15 protein-coding genes and 1 pseudogene are annotated in these 14,675 nt (G+C 71.4%); 8 read left to right on the top strand and 8 right to left on the bottom strand.

Features of this window, described 5'->3' with window-relative positions:
- Positions 1–22: 22 nt before the first annotated feature.
- Complete coding sequence (locus tag AQJ67_RS08390) at positions 23–718, bottom strand: DUF305 domain-containing protein (protein WP_062717529.1); 696 nt, start codon at positions 716–718, stop codon at positions 23–25.
- Between the two features lie 64 nt (positions 719–782).
- Between AQJ67_RS08390 and AQJ67_RS08385 the strand changes: the two genes are divergently transcribed.
- Positions 783–2,285 carry an LVIVD repeat-containing protein gene (locus AQJ67_RS08385; protein WP_062717404.1) on the top strand — a complete coding sequence of 501 codons (1,503 nt, stop codon included), beginning with the start codon at positions 783–785 and terminating at the stop codon, positions 2,283–2,285.
- Here AQJ67_RS08385 and AQJ67_RS08380 read toward each other — a convergent pair.
- The 4 genes from AQJ67_RS08380 to AQJ67_RS08365 form a co-directional block, all read right to left on the bottom strand.
- Positions 2,273–2,959 carry a TetR/AcrR family transcriptional regulator gene (locus AQJ67_RS08380; protein WP_062717403.1) on the bottom strand — a complete coding sequence of 229 codons (687 nt, stop codon included), beginning with the start codon at positions 2,957–2,959 and terminating at the stop codon, positions 2,273–2,275. The genes AQJ67_RS08385 and AQJ67_RS08380 overlap by 13 nt on opposite strands.
- A 151-nt stretch (positions 2,960–3,110) precedes the next feature.
- A complete protein-coding gene (locus AQJ67_RS08375) occupies positions 3,111–3,854 on the bottom strand; it encodes an HAD family hydrolase (protein WP_062717402.1) in 744 nt (247 codons plus the stop codon).
- Between the two features lie 74 nt (positions 3,855–3,928).
- Positions 3,929–4,600, bottom strand: coding sequence for a phosphatase PAP2 family protein (locus AQJ67_RS08370; protein WP_062717401.1), 672 nt, complete (start codon positions 4,598–4,600; stop codon positions 3,929–3,931).
- 69 nt (positions 4,601–4,669) lie between these two features.
- Positions 4,670–5,215, bottom strand: coding sequence for a DUF5134 domain-containing protein (locus tag AQJ67_RS08365; RefSeq protein WP_062717528.1), 546 nt, complete (start codon positions 5,213–5,215; stop codon positions 4,670–4,672).
- A 154-nt stretch (positions 5,216–5,369) separates the two neighbouring features.
- Here AQJ67_RS08365 and AQJ67_RS08360 point away from each other — a divergent pair, with 154 nt between their 5' ends.
- On the top strand, positions 5,370–6,845 hold the full coding sequence (locus AQJ67_RS08360; RefSeq protein WP_062717400.1) for an FUSC family protein: 1,476 nt from the start codon (positions 5,370–5,372) through the stop codon (positions 6,843–6,845).
- Positions 6,842–7,378, top strand: a complete 537-nt coding sequence (locus tag AQJ67_RS08355; protein ID WP_062717399.1) for a MarR family winged helix-turn-helix transcriptional regulator — start codon at positions 6,842–6,844, stop codon at positions 7,376–7,378. Before AQJ67_RS08360 ends, AQJ67_RS08355 begins: the two co-directional genes overlap by 4 nt.
- A gap of 27 nt (positions 7,379–7,405) precedes the next feature.
- On the opposite strand, the gene AQJ67_RS08350 is transcribed toward AQJ67_RS08355, so the two are convergent.
- Positions 7,406–8,170: a VOC family protein gene (locus AQJ67_RS08350; protein ID WP_062717398.1), complete on the bottom strand. Its 765-nt coding sequence runs from the start codon at positions 8,168–8,170 to the stop codon at positions 7,406–7,408.
- A 172-nt stretch (positions 8,171–8,342) separates the two neighbouring features.
- Between AQJ67_RS08350 and AQJ67_RS08345 the strand changes: the two are divergent.
- A pseudogene (locus tag AQJ67_RS08345) lies at positions 8,343–9,155 on the top strand (N-acetyltransferase).
- A gap of 1 nt (position 9,156) precedes the next feature.
- On the opposite strand, the gene AQJ67_RS08340 reads toward AQJ67_RS08345, so the two are convergent.
- On the bottom strand, positions 9,157–9,549 hold the full coding sequence (locus AQJ67_RS08340) for a VOC family protein (RefSeq protein WP_062717397.1): 393 nt from the start codon (positions 9,547–9,549) through the stop codon (positions 9,157–9,159).
- Between the two features lie 70 nt (positions 9,550–9,619).
- Between AQJ67_RS08340 and AQJ67_RS08335 the strand changes: the two genes are divergently transcribed.
- On the top strand, positions 9,620–10,171 hold the full coding sequence (locus AQJ67_RS08335) for a GNAT family N-acetyltransferase (RefSeq protein WP_062717396.1): 552 nt from the start codon (positions 9,620–9,622) through the stop codon (positions 10,169–10,171).
- A gap of 155 nt (positions 10,172–10,326) precedes the next feature.
- Here AQJ67_RS08335 and AQJ67_RS08330 read toward each other — a convergent pair whose 3' ends face one another.
- Entirely contained in the window at positions 10,327–11,010 is a 684-nt protein-coding gene (locus AQJ67_RS08330) for a glycerophosphodiester phosphodiesterase (protein WP_062717395.1), read from the bottom strand.
- A 403-nt stretch (positions 11,011–11,413) separates the two neighbouring features.
- Between AQJ67_RS08330 and AQJ67_RS08325 the strand changes: the two genes are divergently transcribed.
- Genes AQJ67_RS08325 through AQJ67_RS08315 form a run of 3 tightly spaced genes read left to right on the top strand, consistent with a single transcriptional unit; the run spans position 11,414 to position 14,669 of the window.
- Positions 11,414–12,811, top strand: a complete 1,398-nt coding sequence (locus AQJ67_RS08325) for a DUF6421 family protein (RefSeq protein ID WP_062717394.1) — start codon at positions 11,414–11,416, stop codon at positions 12,809–12,811.
- Positions 12,812–12,852: 41 nt separating this feature from the next.
- Positions 12,853–13,602, top strand: a complete 750-nt coding sequence (locus AQJ67_RS08320) for an SDR family NAD(P)-dependent oxidoreductase (RefSeq protein ID WP_062717393.1) — start codon at positions 12,853–12,855, stop codon at positions 13,600–13,602.
- Complete coding sequence (locus AQJ67_RS08315; RefSeq protein ID WP_062717392.1) at positions 13,599–14,669, top strand: threonine aldolase family protein; 1,071 nt, start codon at positions 13,599–13,601, stop codon at positions 14,667–14,669. The genes AQJ67_RS08320 and AQJ67_RS08315 overlap by 4 nt, the downstream gene beginning before the upstream one ends.
- Positions 14,670–14,675: the final 6 nt, after the last annotated feature.

The following is a 14,675-nucleotide window of genomic DNA, read 5'->3' as shown; positions in this document are numbered from 1 at the left end:
CTGGCGATGTCCCGGACCGCTGTCAGAGCATGTCCCGCATCCGCGAGATCTCGCTCGTCTGCTGAGCGACGACCTCGTCGGCCATCTCCTCGATCCGGATGTTGTTGCCCTGCCCCTTCACATCCGTGGCCATGGTGATGGCCCCGTTGTGATGGGTGATCATCAGCGTGAGAAAGAGCTCGTCGAACGCCTTGCCTTGCGCGGAGCGCAGTTCGGCCAGCTGTGCCTCGGTCGCCATGCCGGGCATCGAGCCGTGGTCGTGGCCCTCGCTCCGCTCGGACTTTCCGTGGCTCTTCAGCCAGCCCTTCATGGCCGTGATCTCCGGCCCCTGCGCGGCGGCGATCCGCTCCGCGAGCTTCCCGACCTTCGTCGACTCGACGCGGTCCGGGGCGAGTTCGGTCATCTCCAGGGCCTGTTCGTGGTGCTCGATCATCATCCGGGCGTAGGCGACGTCCGCCGAGTTGGGGGAGTCGTCCTCGACCCGCTGCCGGGCCGCCTCCTCGGCGGAGAGCACCCGGTTGGACTCGCCCGGCCGGCCCGGCACGATCACCGAAGGCCCGTCCTGCGCGGCCGAGTCGGAGTCGGAGTCGGAGCCAGAGCCGGAATCACAGCCTCCGAGCACGAGCACGGCCAAGGCGGCCAGTGAGGCCGTAACACGGCGCGCCCGACGGAGCGGCGCCTTCGTTACATGTTCATGGCACGCTCTTGAAATGTGCATGGTGAAGACCATACTCGGGCGTGCGTGAACCGTTCCAGTGCGAACGGCACAAGGGAGGAAAACAGTGATCCTGTTCAGCAATCCTCGAACGCGGCGCAGACGCCTCGGAGTTGGTGCTGCCACCGCCGGGCTCCTCGCCGCGCTGCTCACCGCGCAGCCGGCCGCCGCGATCCCCGACCCCGGGGACGGCCCCGTCGCGGAGAAGGAGGTCTCCGACAGCACCCGGGCCGAGGTGCGAAAGGCCCTCAAGGACGGCGAGATACCGGGCAAGGACGAGATCGTCCACTCCGACAACATCCAGCACCTGGCCAACATCCCCAAGGACGCCCTCCCGGGCATCAACTCGGACCTCGCCTTCCAGGGCAGATACGCCTTCGCGGGCAACTACGACGGCTTCCGCATCTTCGACATCAGCAAGCCGACGGCGCCGAAGACCGTCGCCCAGGTCCTGTGCCCGGGCTCGCAGAACGACATCTCCGTCTCCGGCGACCTGCTGTTCCTGTCGACCGACTCCTCGCGCAGCGACAGCAGTTGCAACAGCACCACCCAGCCCGCGACCGAGAAGTCCTCGTGGGAGGGCATGAAGGTCTTCGACATCAGCGACAAGCGCAACCCCCGCTACGTCGCCGCCGTCGAGACCGCCTGCGGCTCGCACACCCACACGCTGGTGCCCGAGCGCAAGAACGTCTACGTCTACGTCTCCTCGTACTCGCCGAACGCCACCTACCCCGACTGCCAGCCCCCGCACGACGGCATCTCCGTCATCAAGGTGCCGCGCAAGGCCCCCGAGAAGGCGGCGGTCGTGGGCTTCCCGGTGCTGTTCCCCGGTGAGGGCCCGGACGGCGGAGGCAACCCCGGCTCGCCCACCAACCCGGGCGTCTCCAAGACCACCGGCTGCCACGACATCACGGTCCTCGCGGACAAGGGCCTGGCCGCCGGTGCCTGCATGGGTGACGGCATCCTGTTCTCCATCAAGGACCCGGAGCACCCGAAGGTCATCGACCGGGTCCAGGACAACGTGAACTTCGCGTTCTGGCACTCGGCGACCTTCAACCAGAAGGCCAACAAGGTCGTCTTCACCGACGAGCTGGGCGGCGGTGGCGCGGCCACCTGCAACGCGGAGATCGGCCCGGACCGCGGTGCCGACGGCATCTACGACATCGTCGGCAAGGGCGACAAGCGCAAGCTGGTCTTCCGCAGCTACTTCAAGATCCCCCGCCACCAGGCGGACACCGAGAACTGTGTCGCCCACAACGGTTCGCTGATCCCGGTCAAGGGCAAGGACCTCATGGTCCAGGCCTGGTACCAGGGCGGCGTCTCCGTCTGGGACTTCACCGACTCGGCCCACCCGAAGGAGATCGCCTACTTCGACCGCGGCCCGCTGACCACGGACACGATCAGCTCCGGCGGCGCGTGGTCGGCGTACTACTACAACGGCTACATCTACGCGAACGAGATGGCCCGGGGCTTCGACGTCCTGAAGATCGACGACCGGCGCACCAACCCGGCCCGCTGGGTCCACCTGCGCGAACTCAATGTCCAGACACAGCCGGACTACTTCGACTGATCGTCCGGGCAGCCGGGTGAGGACCCGGTAGCGAAGAACCGCGACAGATCCTCGTCGCACGTCCCGCCGGGCACGGCCACCGAGTCCGGCGGGACTCCCATCTCCCAGTCGAGCCGGTAGCGGTCGAACAACTCGGCCCGCAGCACCGGCACGGGCATCGGCGCCCCGGGCACCAGCGCCGCGTAGACGGCGCCCATGAGGAGTGAGCGCAGCATCGGGTAGTCGGCGTCGACGTCGTGCGAGCCGGCCCCCGCGCAGACCTCCCGCAACAGCTCGGCCAGCCGCCGCTGCTCCGGGCACTGCACGAAGCCCTCGGCCTGGAGGATCCCCGCCATGTGCTGGCGCATCAGCACCGGCCGGTCCCGGGCGAGCCCGAGGATCGCGTCGATGGCCCTCGCCATCCGCTCCCGGCCGTCCTCGGTGCGGGGCTCGCGCTCCAGCGCCTCCTGAAGGGTGCGGTGCATCAGCCGGTGCACGGCGGACTGCACGAGCCGGCGTTTGCCCGGGAAGTAGTACGACACCAGTCCGCGCGCCGAGCCCGCCCGGTCCGCGATGTCGCCCAGCGTGGTCGCCTCGTAGCCCCGCTCGCCGACCAGCTCCACCGCCGCCTGCAGCAGCCGCTCCCGGGAACGCCGCCGCAACTCTTCATTGACCGAGGCGCTGCGCGGGCACATCCTGTAACTCCTGCGTTGACTGGCTGCCAGCCAACTATACTCAGCGCTTCCGGCCCGGCCTCGATTCGGCCCGGCCGGGGTCGCCGTCTGCCCTGGGCGACGCGGGGGATCGTCCAGGGCGGGCCCGACCCCCTCGCATGGTCGCCGGAGGCTACTTCCTCTCCGGCGTCTCCTGCCGCGGACCGGCACCGTTCGCCCGGGACGCGGCGCCCACCAGATCCAGCACCGGCCGCAGCGCGTCGGGCCGCTCCTCGGCCGGCAGATGGTCCACGAAGTGCACCGCGCAGCCCAGGGCCGCCGCACCGCCGTCGGCCCGCCGGTTGTCGCCCACCATGACCACATCGCGCGGATCGGCGTCGAGCGCCGCGCAGGCGACCGCGAACAGCCGAGGGTCGGGCTTCTGGATGCCGTGCTCGTACGACAGCACATAGGTGTCCACGTACGGGTCGAGGCCGTGCTCCCGGAACACCGGGCGCAGATCCCAGCCGATGTTGCTGACCACCCCCACCCCGATGCCGTGCTCGCGCAGCGTCCGCAGCACCTCGGAGGTGTCGGGGTACGGCATCCACGCGGCCGGCGCCATGTGGCGGTCGTACAGCATGTCGTGCAACCGGTCGTCGGGGAGCCGTACGTGCCGGGAGAGCCCGGTGTAGGCGGCCCGGTGCAGCTCGGCGGTCTTGTCCCGCACTCCCCAGACGCTCGCGACGTCCTCGGGCAGCCAGGACGGATCGACCCCGCCCGGCAACGCCCCCATGGCCTCCAGTGCCTGCGCCGCCTCGGCCAACTCGGTCTCGTCGAACTCCACTTGGGCCTCGGCGAGCGTTCCGCGCAACCAGGACTCGGTGGACTCGACACGGAAGAGGGTTCCGGAGAAGTCGAACAGGACGGCGGTCATGGCCCGGATCCTACGGGGCCTCCTGCCGCCGTGCGGGAAGATCGCGCGGCCCGCGCACCGAACCGGCCGCGCGCTCAGCCCCGTTGCCGCGCGTGCACTTCGACCGCCAGCACCACGACCAGGGCGCCCAGCAGCCAGCCGCCGACCACGTCCGTGGCCCAGTGGACGCCCAGCCACACCCGGGTCAGCCCGACACCGGCCACCGAGACCGCGGCCACGGCGACGGCCGTACGCCACAGGACACGTCCGGCGCCGTAGTGGTGCAGGAGCCACAGCAGAAGGCCGCAGACCACGGTGGCCGTCATGGCGTGGCCGGAGGGGAAGGCGGAGTAGTGGGCGGAGTCGACGGGGTCGGGCCAGACCGGACGCGGGCGGTCGACCACGGCCTTCAGGGTCTGCTGGACCAGTGTGGCGAGCAGACAGGTGGCCACCAGCCATCCGGCCGTCCAGCGCGCCGCTCTGCGCCACACCAGCCAGATCGCGACCGCGAAGGTCAGGATGCGCATGGTCCACGGGTCCCAGACCCAGTCCGTCAGGATGCGGAACGCGTGCGTGACGCCGTCTTCCTGGACCGCCCAGCGGTGCGTGGTCTCCGCGACGTCACCGTCGAGGGTCATCAGCGGGTACCACCGGACCGCGACCAGGGCGAGCAGCAGAACGGAGCCCACGGCCAGGGCGCCGGCCCAGCGGGCGGTCCTGCGCTCGGCCGGCGGGCGGGGCGGGGATTCGACGGACTGGGTGTGCATACTGCGATCCTCGCCGACAGACGGGGCGAGAGGCCAATGCGGGGGTGGTTTGCGACGTCTGCCAGTTTTTCAGAGGGCCAGCAACATCGCCACCATCGCGATCCCCATCGACAGCCGGCAGGCCCGCGCCAGCTCCGGACGGTCGCCCCAGCCGTCGCCCCCGCCCCCGCCCCCGCCCGCCGCGGGCACCAGCCGGACGCCGGACAGCAGCACATAGCCCGTGAAGTACAGGAGCAGGGCGCCCGTCACGAGCGGGACGCCCGGATCGCCGTGCCCGCCGTGACCACCGGGCGCGGCGGCCATCGCGACCGCCATGTAGACCATGGCCGAGGCCCCCACCAGGTGATGCAGATGGTGCGCGCCCTCGCGCGCCGACCACAGGGCGTGCAGGGCGGCCGCACCGAACACCGCCGCGTAGACGGGCCAGGCCCACGCCGGCGGCGTGAACACCGCGGCGGGCACGGCCATCGCGGCCATCCCGAAGCCCATCAGCGCCTCGCCGCCCGCGGCCCGGCGCTGCTCCTCGACCTGGCTGCGCATCCGCAGCAGACAGTAGGCGCCGGTCGCCGCACACAGTGCGACCAGCAGCCAGCCGTGCGAAGCCGGTCCGTGCACGCGCACCTCCCGCTCGACGGTCCCGGACAGTCCGTCGATGCCCAGGCGATCGGGCGCGCACGCGAGCGCAAGGGTGTACACGGGGAGCATTCGCCGGAGCACGGCAGGTCACCCCGCATGCTTTACAAGTAAAACACTTGCTAAGGTATTGGGTATGAAACTGGTGACGGGTATGAGCGACCGCCTTCCCCTGGCCGGGGTGCTGCGCCTCGGTCGGCCCTCGGACATCTGGTTCAAGCCCGCCCTGAGCGTGGTCGCCGCCGTCGCCCCGCCCAACCTCGCCCTGCTGGTCCTCGGCCGGCTGGATCTGGCCATGTACACGATGGCCGGATCCCTGTGTGCGCTCTACGCCCACAGCCGTCCCTACGCGGCCCGCGCCCGCGTCCTGGCGTGGGTGGCGCTCGGCATGCTCGGCGGCCTCGCCACGGCACTGGTCACGGCCTCGCTCACCGGCAGCGCCGTCGTCCTGGTCACCGTGGGCGCCGTGCTGGCCGCCGCCCAGAAGGCGCTGTGCGACGCGACCCGCGTCGGCCCGCCCGGCAACGTGGTCCTCACCTTCATCAGCTCCGCCGCCCTGTTCGCCCCGCAGACCCCGGACCGGATCCCCGGCCACCTCGCCCTGGCCGCCGCGGCCGCCGCCTGGGCCTGGCTCGTCGGCATGGCCCCCGGCCTGCCGCGCCCGCACGGCCCGGAGCGCCGGGCCGCTTCCGGCGCCCTGAACGCGACCGCCGCGTACGTCGAGACTGCCGGTGCGGGCGACAAGGCCGAGGGCGGCCCCGGCGACACCGCCCGTGCCCACGCCACCGCCGCCGTACAGGCCGCCCGGCACGCCCTGCTCTCCACCCGCCGCCCCACCGAGACCCGCGCCGCCCTCGAACGCCTCGTCGTCCGCGCCGAGGTCGCCCTGGCATCCCCCGCCGACGCCGACCCGGCCCTGCTGCGCGCCTGGGCCCGCCAGGTGCGCGGGAACCGCCCCGTGCCGGAGGTCGACGACCTCACCGGCCTCACGGGCACCGGCACAGAACCCGCCTCGCCCCACGCCCCGTTGTGGCACCGCCTGCGCCCCCTGGCCCCGCTCGCCGTCCGCACCGCCCTCGGCTGCGCCCTCGCCGGATACGCCTCCCTCGCCCTGGGGATCGGCCGCCCCTACTGGGCCCTGGTCACCGCGGCCTCCCTGTACCAGGCCAACCTCACCCTCACCTGGGGCCGCGGCGTCCAGCGCGTCGTCGGCAACCTGCTCGGCGTCCTCCTGTTCGCGGCGCTGGTGCCGCTCGCCCACACCGGCGACGTCGCCCTCGTCCTGTGCTGTCTGGCCCTCAACTTCGGCGCCGAGGCACTGATCGCCCGCAACTACTGGCTCGGCAGCGTCTGTGTGACCCCCATGGCGCTGCTCATCACCGAGTTCGCCGGGTTCCAGGAACCCGGGCGGCTGATCACCGAGCGGGTCGTCGACACCGTCGTCGGCGCGCTGGTCGGCCTCGTCGCCGCCGTGGCCGTACCCGACCGGCGGCGGCAGCGGGTCGTGCGCACCGAGCGGACCGGACCCCGTACGCTCGCGGCCACGGGGCGCAGTCAGGGACCACGCCCGGACCGACGCACAGGCGAGACGACGGAGGGCGTACGGCCATGACGGCGACGAACGGCGGGCCGACCGGGACGAGACAGGACACGGTGGCCGCCGTGGTCCGGCAGTGGCAGAGCGTCCACCCCGACCTCGACACCGCCCCGATGGAGATCATCGGCCGGATCAACCGCTGTGCCGCCCTGCTCCAGCAGGCCGAGGACGCTCCACTGCGCCGTGCGGGCCTCAGCCGCCCCGAGTTCGACCTGCTCGGCGCGCTGCGCCGCACCGGCCACGAGCTGACCCCCAGTGAACTCACCCGCGAGACCTTCTCCTCGGGCGCCGCCGTCACCAAACGCCTGAAGCAGCTCACCGAGCGCGGCCTGGTGGAACGCCGCGGCGACACCCGCGACCGCCGCGTCGCCCACGTCCGCCTCACCGACGCCGGCCGGGACCTGGTCGACGGCATCCTGCCCGAGCAACTCGCGTACGAGACGACCGTACTGTCCGGCCTCGCTCCGCAGGGGAAGGATGAACTCGCCACTCTGCTGGGTGAGTTGCTCGGCGAGCTGGAGGGACGGCTGGGCGCGCCGCGCGGCTGACCCGACCCGCCCGGCTCGCGCCGCCCGTCACTTCTCGTCGGCGGCGCGGTACACCCCGAACACCGCACCCTGCGGGTCCCGCAGCACGGCGATGCGCGGCCCGTCGGGGACGGAGGTGGGCTCCATGAGGACGGTGCCGCCCGCCTCCGTCGCGTCCGCCGCCGTGGTGTCCACGTCCTCGACGGCGAAGTACGGCAGCCAGTGCGCCGGCACCTCGTGCGGGAACTTGTCGTCCATCGTCACCATGCCGCCGAAGTCGGCGCCGTCGAGGCCCCACTGCGTGTAGTGCTCCGAGGCGTTGACGCTCCAGCCGAACACCGTCGTGTAGAACTCCACGGCCCGCTCGGGCGCCCGGGTCAGCAACTCCACCCAGCCCAGCGCGCCGGGCGCGCTCAGCAGCCCCGCACCTGGGAACGACCGCGCCTGCCACAGCTGGAACACGGCCCCCGCCGGATCCACGGCCACCGCGAAACGACCCACGTCGAACACGTCCATCGGACCGACCAGCACCGTCCCGCCGGCCTCGGTGACCTGCGCGGCGGCGGCGTCCGCGTCCGGCACCGCGAACGACACGTTCCACGCCACCGGCTGCCCCTCCTGGTACAGCGGCGTGAGCGCGGCCACCGCCGCGTCCCCGAGGTGCGCGATCGAGTAGCCGCCTGCCTCGCCCCGTGGATCGGTCTCGGCACGCCAGCCGAACAGCCCCTCGTAGAACCGCTTCGCCGCGGCCAGATCGCTGGTGCCCAGCTCCGTCCAGCAGGGCCCGCCGGTCACCGGCTTGTCGAGCTTCATGGCGTTCCTCCCGCCGGGAAAAACCCCCTCCAGCACGCTAAGCCCGGCGCGGGGCCCCGGCCATCCGGCCGACGAAACCCACTGGAGCCGGCCGCCGCCACCGACGTACCCTCGACCCCGTACCGCATCGCATGGCGGCCTCCCGACACCGTTCTCCGACCGGAGGTCCCGCATGCCCGCGCTTCAGGTGCGCCCCTTCCGCCGCGCCGACCGCGACCAGCTCACCGAACTGATCAACGCCCATGTCGCCGCCGTCGTCCCCGGCGTCTCCGTCTCCGTGAACACGGTGCTCAGCGCTCTGGAGCGGCAGCCGGACGAGTTCATCACCGACCCCTGGGTGGGCGCGGCGAGATCGACTGGTTCGTCGGCCGTCCGCAGGCCTCCTTCTGGCCGGACTCCGACGAGGCCGCCGACCTGCTGATGAACGCGTGCCTGGCCCGGCTCGCCCGCTGGAACGTACGTGCCCGGTACGCGAGCGGCGAACTCCCCGCCCCGGCCGTCTACGGCCTGCCACCGCAACTGGCCGCACATCCGCGCCCTCTACGAGCGCGCGGGCTTCCGGCACACCGGGGACACCGAGGTGATCCTTATCGCGCGGGTCGCCGACCTGCCGCCCCACCAGCCGCGACCGGGCGTCACCGTCGACCGCACGCTGGGGGAGTGCGGCACACGCTTCACGGCGTACGCCGACGGACGCGCCCTCGGCTTCATCGAGGTCGACACGTCACTGTCCCGCCCCGAACGCCACACGCGCGGCGCGGGCCTCGCCGACCTCGGCAACCTGCACATCGACCCGTCGGCGTACGGCGCGGGCCTGGAACACCGGCTGCTCGGCCAGGCCGCCGACTGGCTGCGGCTGTGCGGTGTGGACCGCGTCCTCGCCTACGAGGCGGCCGGCGACGGCACCATGACCGACCACCTCACGTCGGCCGGCTTCCGCGAGCTGACCCGCACCGACCGCCGCTGGGAGCACCGCCCGGAGTGACTCAGATCCCCGGCCGGTACCGCAGCGGATGATCCGCCGGCACCTCCACCAGCACGATCCGTGTCCCGTCCGGGTCCGCGATCCACATCTCGATCAGCCCCCACGGCTCCTTCACCGGCGGCCGCACGATCTCGACGTCCTTGCCCCGCAGCTCGTCGTGGGCCGCCGCCACGTCCGCGACCTGCATCCACAGCTGGACGGCCGGGGACGGCGGGGTCTCGGAACGGCCGGAGACCTCCAGGAAGCCACCGCCCAGGAAGTAGACGGTGCCGCGCTCCGGCCCCGTGCCGAACTCGCGGTAGACGGCCAGGCCGAGCTGTTCGCCGTAGAAGACGCGGGCGCGCTCGGGGTCGGTGGGGTGGAGGAGGGTCCGTCCGCTCAGTACGTGCACCATGCAGCCGGATCCTAGCGGCGCGTTACGCTCTGCGGTGCCCAGTCGTGCCCGAGAAGTGGAGAAGCACCCCATGGACACAGCCGCGACCCCCACCGCCGACGGCCTCATCTTCCGCGACGCCACCGACGCCGACGTGGACTCGCTGGTCGCGCTGATCGAGTCCGCCTACCGCGGAGACTCCAGCCGGACCGGGTGGACCACCGAGGCGGACATCCTCGAAGGCCAGCGGACCGACCCGGAGGGCGTGCTGGAGGTCATCAAGTCGCCCGACAGCCGGCTGCTCACGGTCGAGCGGGACGGAACGGTCGTCGCCTGCTGCCAGCTCGAACACCGCGGTACCCACGCCTACTTCGGGATGTTCGCGGTCAGCCCCGCCCTCCAGGGCTCCGGCCTCGGCAAGGTCATCATCGCGGAGGCGGAGCGGCAGGCCCGCGCTACCTGGGGCGCGACGGAGATGCACATGACCGTGATCTCCGTACGCGACGACCTGATCGCCTGGTACGAGCGGCGCGGCTACCGCCGTACGGGACGGATGACCCCGTTCCCGTACGGCGACGAGCGCTTCGGCATCCCGCAGCGCGACGACCTGCAGTTCGAGCTGCTGGTCAAGGACCTCGCGTGATCATGCGCGGCTGGGCAGCGCCCTAGAGGGGCGCGGGGCGCTGTGGATGTGCGGCTCCGCCGCGTGGGCGCGCCCAGCCACGACGAAGCCGCAGACGACCGACGGCACAACGCGGCACCACTCCCGGCCCAGCCCAGCCCAGCCCAGCGGAGCGCCTACGCTGTGAAGCGGCCGGTGCGCTTGATCTCCGGGTAGTCGGTCGTCGCGCCGTCCAGTTCCAGAGCCCGTACGAGACGCAGGTGGTCCTGGGTGTTGACCACCCAGCCGATGATCTTCAGGTCCGCCTTGCGGGCGTGCTCCACGACCTCCAGGGTGAGGCGGCGGATGTTCAGGCAGACGGTCGCGGCGCCGACCGCGACGGCGCGGTCCACGACGTCGGTGCCGTAGCGGCTGGCGATCAGCGCGGTCCGTACCCCGGGCACCAGTCGGGCGATCTCGGCCACGGCGTCGTCGTGGAACGAGGACACCTCGACCCGGGACACCAGATCTCGCCTGGTCATCACCTCGGCCAGCGCCCTGGCCGCCGCGACGTCCTTGATCTCGGCCTGGAGCGGTGACTTCACGGCGTCCAGGACTTCCTCGAAGACGGGCACGCGCTCGCCGCGGCCCGCGTCCAGGGCGCGCAGCTCGGCGAGGGTCTTGTCGGCGATGGCGCCGGAGCCGTCGGTCGTGCGGTCCACGTCGGTGTCGTGCATGACGACGAGGGCGCCGTCCTTGCTCAGGTGGAGGTCGAGTTCGATGACGTCGAGGCCGGCCTGCTGGGCGGCGACGAAGGAACGGAGGGTGTTCTCGGGTTCGACACCCATCACTCCGCGATGACCGATGGTAAGGAAGTTCAAGGTTCAACTCGCTTCCGTCGACGGGCGGCTCGGCGCGCGCGCAAACCGGAGCGGGGTGTTCGCGCGGCAGATCCGCAGCCTAGTGGCCCGGGCGCGTGATGAACCCCACGTGTACACAGGGTTTGCGCCAGTGGACTTGGCGTACCTGGAGTGCGGGCCCCGAAGTGGTCACCCTGGCGTGGGCGAGTCCCGCGCGGATTGACCGACCGTGGCGGCTCGACGGGCTTGTCCGGCGTCCCGTATGCCCAGCCGTGGCAGGAGTATGCGCTGTCCGGATGACGGGCAGGAAAAAGTGCGGTGACCATGGGGATGTGCAGGATAATTTCCCGAGGCTCCTCTTGCTGGGAGAAAGGTCGCGTGTATACGGTCTCCTTACGCGAGGTTCTCCCGTGGAGGATGGGACATGACGGAAATTCTTGTGCAGGCGGCTTCGGGGGAGCAGGTTCCTCCGGCGGCCAGGGTGGTGGAGCACCCGGCGTGGCCGGTGCTCAAGGATGCCGTGGAGCAGATCCGGCCATGGCAGTCCAAGGACGGATCGATCGACTTCGAGGCCGAGGGCGCGCCAGGGCGCGCGGACGCCGAGGCCGCAGTACGGCGCGTCGTGGATGCCGTGGAGGAGCTCTCCCCGCTGCTGCCGCACGACGCCGCCTACCACCAAGCGCTCGTGAAGGACCTGCTCCGCTGGGCCGAGGGCGGCTTCGAGGTGCCCGACTTCCTCGACTCGCTGCTGGCCTTCCAGCCCGCCGCGAGCCGCGCCGACGGCCTCCAGCACCTGGTCGTCTTCGCGATGTACACGCAGAACGGCAACCCCGACCGCAACCTCGAAGCGGTCGTGCTGCGTATGGTCTGGCCGGACTGGCTGGCCGAGCTGGAGCGCACCCGCTACGACAACCCGCTGTTCTGCGGCATCAAGTTCGAGGACTTCACGGCCGGGTACGACACCAACTCCGCCGTGCTCTTCCCCGAGACCATCGCCGTGCGCCAGGCCCCGGAGCGCTTCACCTGGGGTGGCATCTTCTGTGACCGCGAGGCCGCCCGCTTCCGCCGGGTGAGCGACGCCGCGGTCGACATCCTGGGCCTCGACCTGCCCGAGGACATCGCCGCGATGGTCCATGACCAGAAGCGCTGCGAGGAGGCCTTCGTCCTGTGGGACATGGTCCACGACCGCACCCACAGCCACGGCGACCTGCCGTTCGACCCGTTCATGATCAAGCAGCGCCAGCCGTTCTGGATGTACGGCCTCGAAGAGCTGCGCTGCGACCTCACCGCCTTCAAGGAGGCCGTGAAGCTCCAGGCCGACGGCGTCCCGCAGGCCCGTGACGTGCAGTACGCCGTGCTGTTCGACCGCATGTTCCGCTTCCCGGTCACCGGCGAGCGCGTGCGCAACTACGACGGCCTCGGCGGCCAGCTGCTCTTCGCCTACCTGCACAAGCACGACGTCGTCCGCTGGACCGACAACAAGCTGCACATCGACTGGGACCGCGCCCCGCAGGTCACCAACCAGCTGTGCGCCGAGATCGAGAACCTGTACCGCGAGGGCATCGACCGCCCGAAGCTCGTCCACTGGTTCGCCGGCTACGAGCTCGTCTCCACCTACCTCGCTCCGCACCCCGGCTCCCGCTGGGCCAAGGGTCCGGACGCCCTGGACCTGACCCAGCCGCCGCGCAAGCTCGTCGATGACGTGCTTCCGGACGAGTTTCCGCTGAGCATGTTCTATGAGGCCCTGTCCAAGAAGCTGAAGAACGTGATCGCCTCCACCAAGGGCATCACCGCGGACAGCGCCGAGCGGATCGCCGCGTGAGCGACCGCGGTACCCAGAACACTGCTCAGGAGGCGAAGAACATGGCGGGGAACGGAGCTCTCAGCGGTGCGGTGATCGCGGTGGCCGGCGCGGGCGGACCCGCGGGCCGGGCGGCGCTTCTGCGGCTGGCCGAGGCGGGGGCGACCGTCGCCGCCGCCGACAACGATCCCGAGCGGCTCGCGGAAGCCGTCGACGCGGCCCGCTACGCGTCCGGCGGCGCGACCGTCACCGGCGAACCCGTCGACCTGCTCGACCTGCAGTCCACCCGGGACTGGGCCGACCACATCGAGAAGGACTTCGGGCGCGTCGACGGCCTGGTCCACCTCGTCGGCGGCTGGCGCGGCAGCGAGACCTTCATCAAGACCAGCCTCGACGACTGGGACTTCCTGGAACTGCTGCTGATCCGCACGGTGCAGCACACCTCGCTCGCCTTCTTCGAGCCGCTCCAGCGCAGCGACCGGGGCCGGTATCTGCTGATCAGCGCCGCCGGCGCCACGAAGCCGACCGCGGGCAACGCCTCGTACGCCGCCGCCAAGGCCGCCGCCGAGGCCTGGACGCTCGCGCTGGCCGACGCCTTCCGCAAGGCCGGGGGCGCCGAGGAGCTGACCTCCGCGGCTGCCATCCTCGTGGTGAAGGCGCTGGTGCACGACGCGATGCGCGCCGACCGCCCCAACGCGAAGTTCGCGGGTTTCACGGACGTCAAGGACCTGGCCGACGCCGTCGTCGACGTCTGGGACAAGCCCGCCGCCGAAGTGAACGGAAACCGTCTGTGGCTGACCGAGAAGCCGTGAACCCTCCGAAGACCGACGCCCGTCGCCACCACGACCCGGACGTCCGCGGCTTCGCCAGTGACAACTACGCCGGCGCCCACCCGGAGGTGCTCGCCGCCCTGGCCCTGGCCAACGGCGGGCACCAGGTGGCGTACGGCGAGGACGACTACACCGAGAACCTCCAGCGGATCGTCCGCAGCCACTTCGGCGCCACCGCCGAGGCCTTCCCGGTCTTCAACGGCACCGGCGCCAACGTCGTCGCGCTCCAGGCGGTCACCGACCGCTGGGGCGCGGTGATCTGCGCCGAGAGCGCGCACATCCACGTCGACGAGGGCGGCGCCCCGGAGCGGATGGGCGGACTCAAGCTGCTCACCGTGCCCACGCCCGATGGCAAGCTCACCCCCGAGCTGATCGACAAGCAGGCGTACGGCTGGGACGACGAGCACCGCGCGATGCCCCAGGTCGTCTCGATCACCCAGAGCACCGAGCTCGGCACCCTCTACACACCGGACGAGATCCGCGCGATCTGCGACCACGCCCACGCGCACGGCATGAAGGTGCACCTGGACGGCTCCCGCATAGCCAACGCCGCCGCCTCCCTGAACGTCCCCATGCGGACGTTCACCAACGCGGTCGGCGTCGACATCCTCTCCCTCGGCGGCACGAAGAACGGCGCCCTGTTCGGCGAGGCGGTCGTCGTCCTCAACCAGGACGCCGTCAGCCACATGAAGCACCTGCGCAAGCTGTCCATGCAGCTCGCCTCCAAGATGCGGTTCGTGTCGGTGCAGTTGGAGGCCCTGCTCGCCAAGGACCTGTGGCTGCGCAACGCCCGCCACGCCAACGAGATGGCCCAGCGCCTCGCCGAGGGCGTGCGCGCCGTGCACGGGGTGGAGATCCTCTACCCCGTGCAGGCCAACGGCGTCTTCGCCAAGCTCCCGCACGACGTGAGCGAGCGGCTCCAGAAGCGGTTCCGGTTCTACTTCTGGGACGAGGCGGCCGGTGTCGTGCGCTGGATGTGCGCGTTCGACACGACCGAGGACGACGTGGACGCCTTCGTGGCGGCGCTGAAGGAGGAGATGGCGCGCTAGCTGAAG

The organism is Streptomyces caeruleatus (assembly GCF_001514235.1).
GTDB lineage: Bacteria > Actinomycetota > Actinomycetes > Streptomycetales > Streptomycetaceae > Streptomyces > Streptomyces caeruleatus.
Note: the sequence above shows the minus strand (reverse complement) of the source record. Positions and strands in the feature narration are given on the sequence as shown.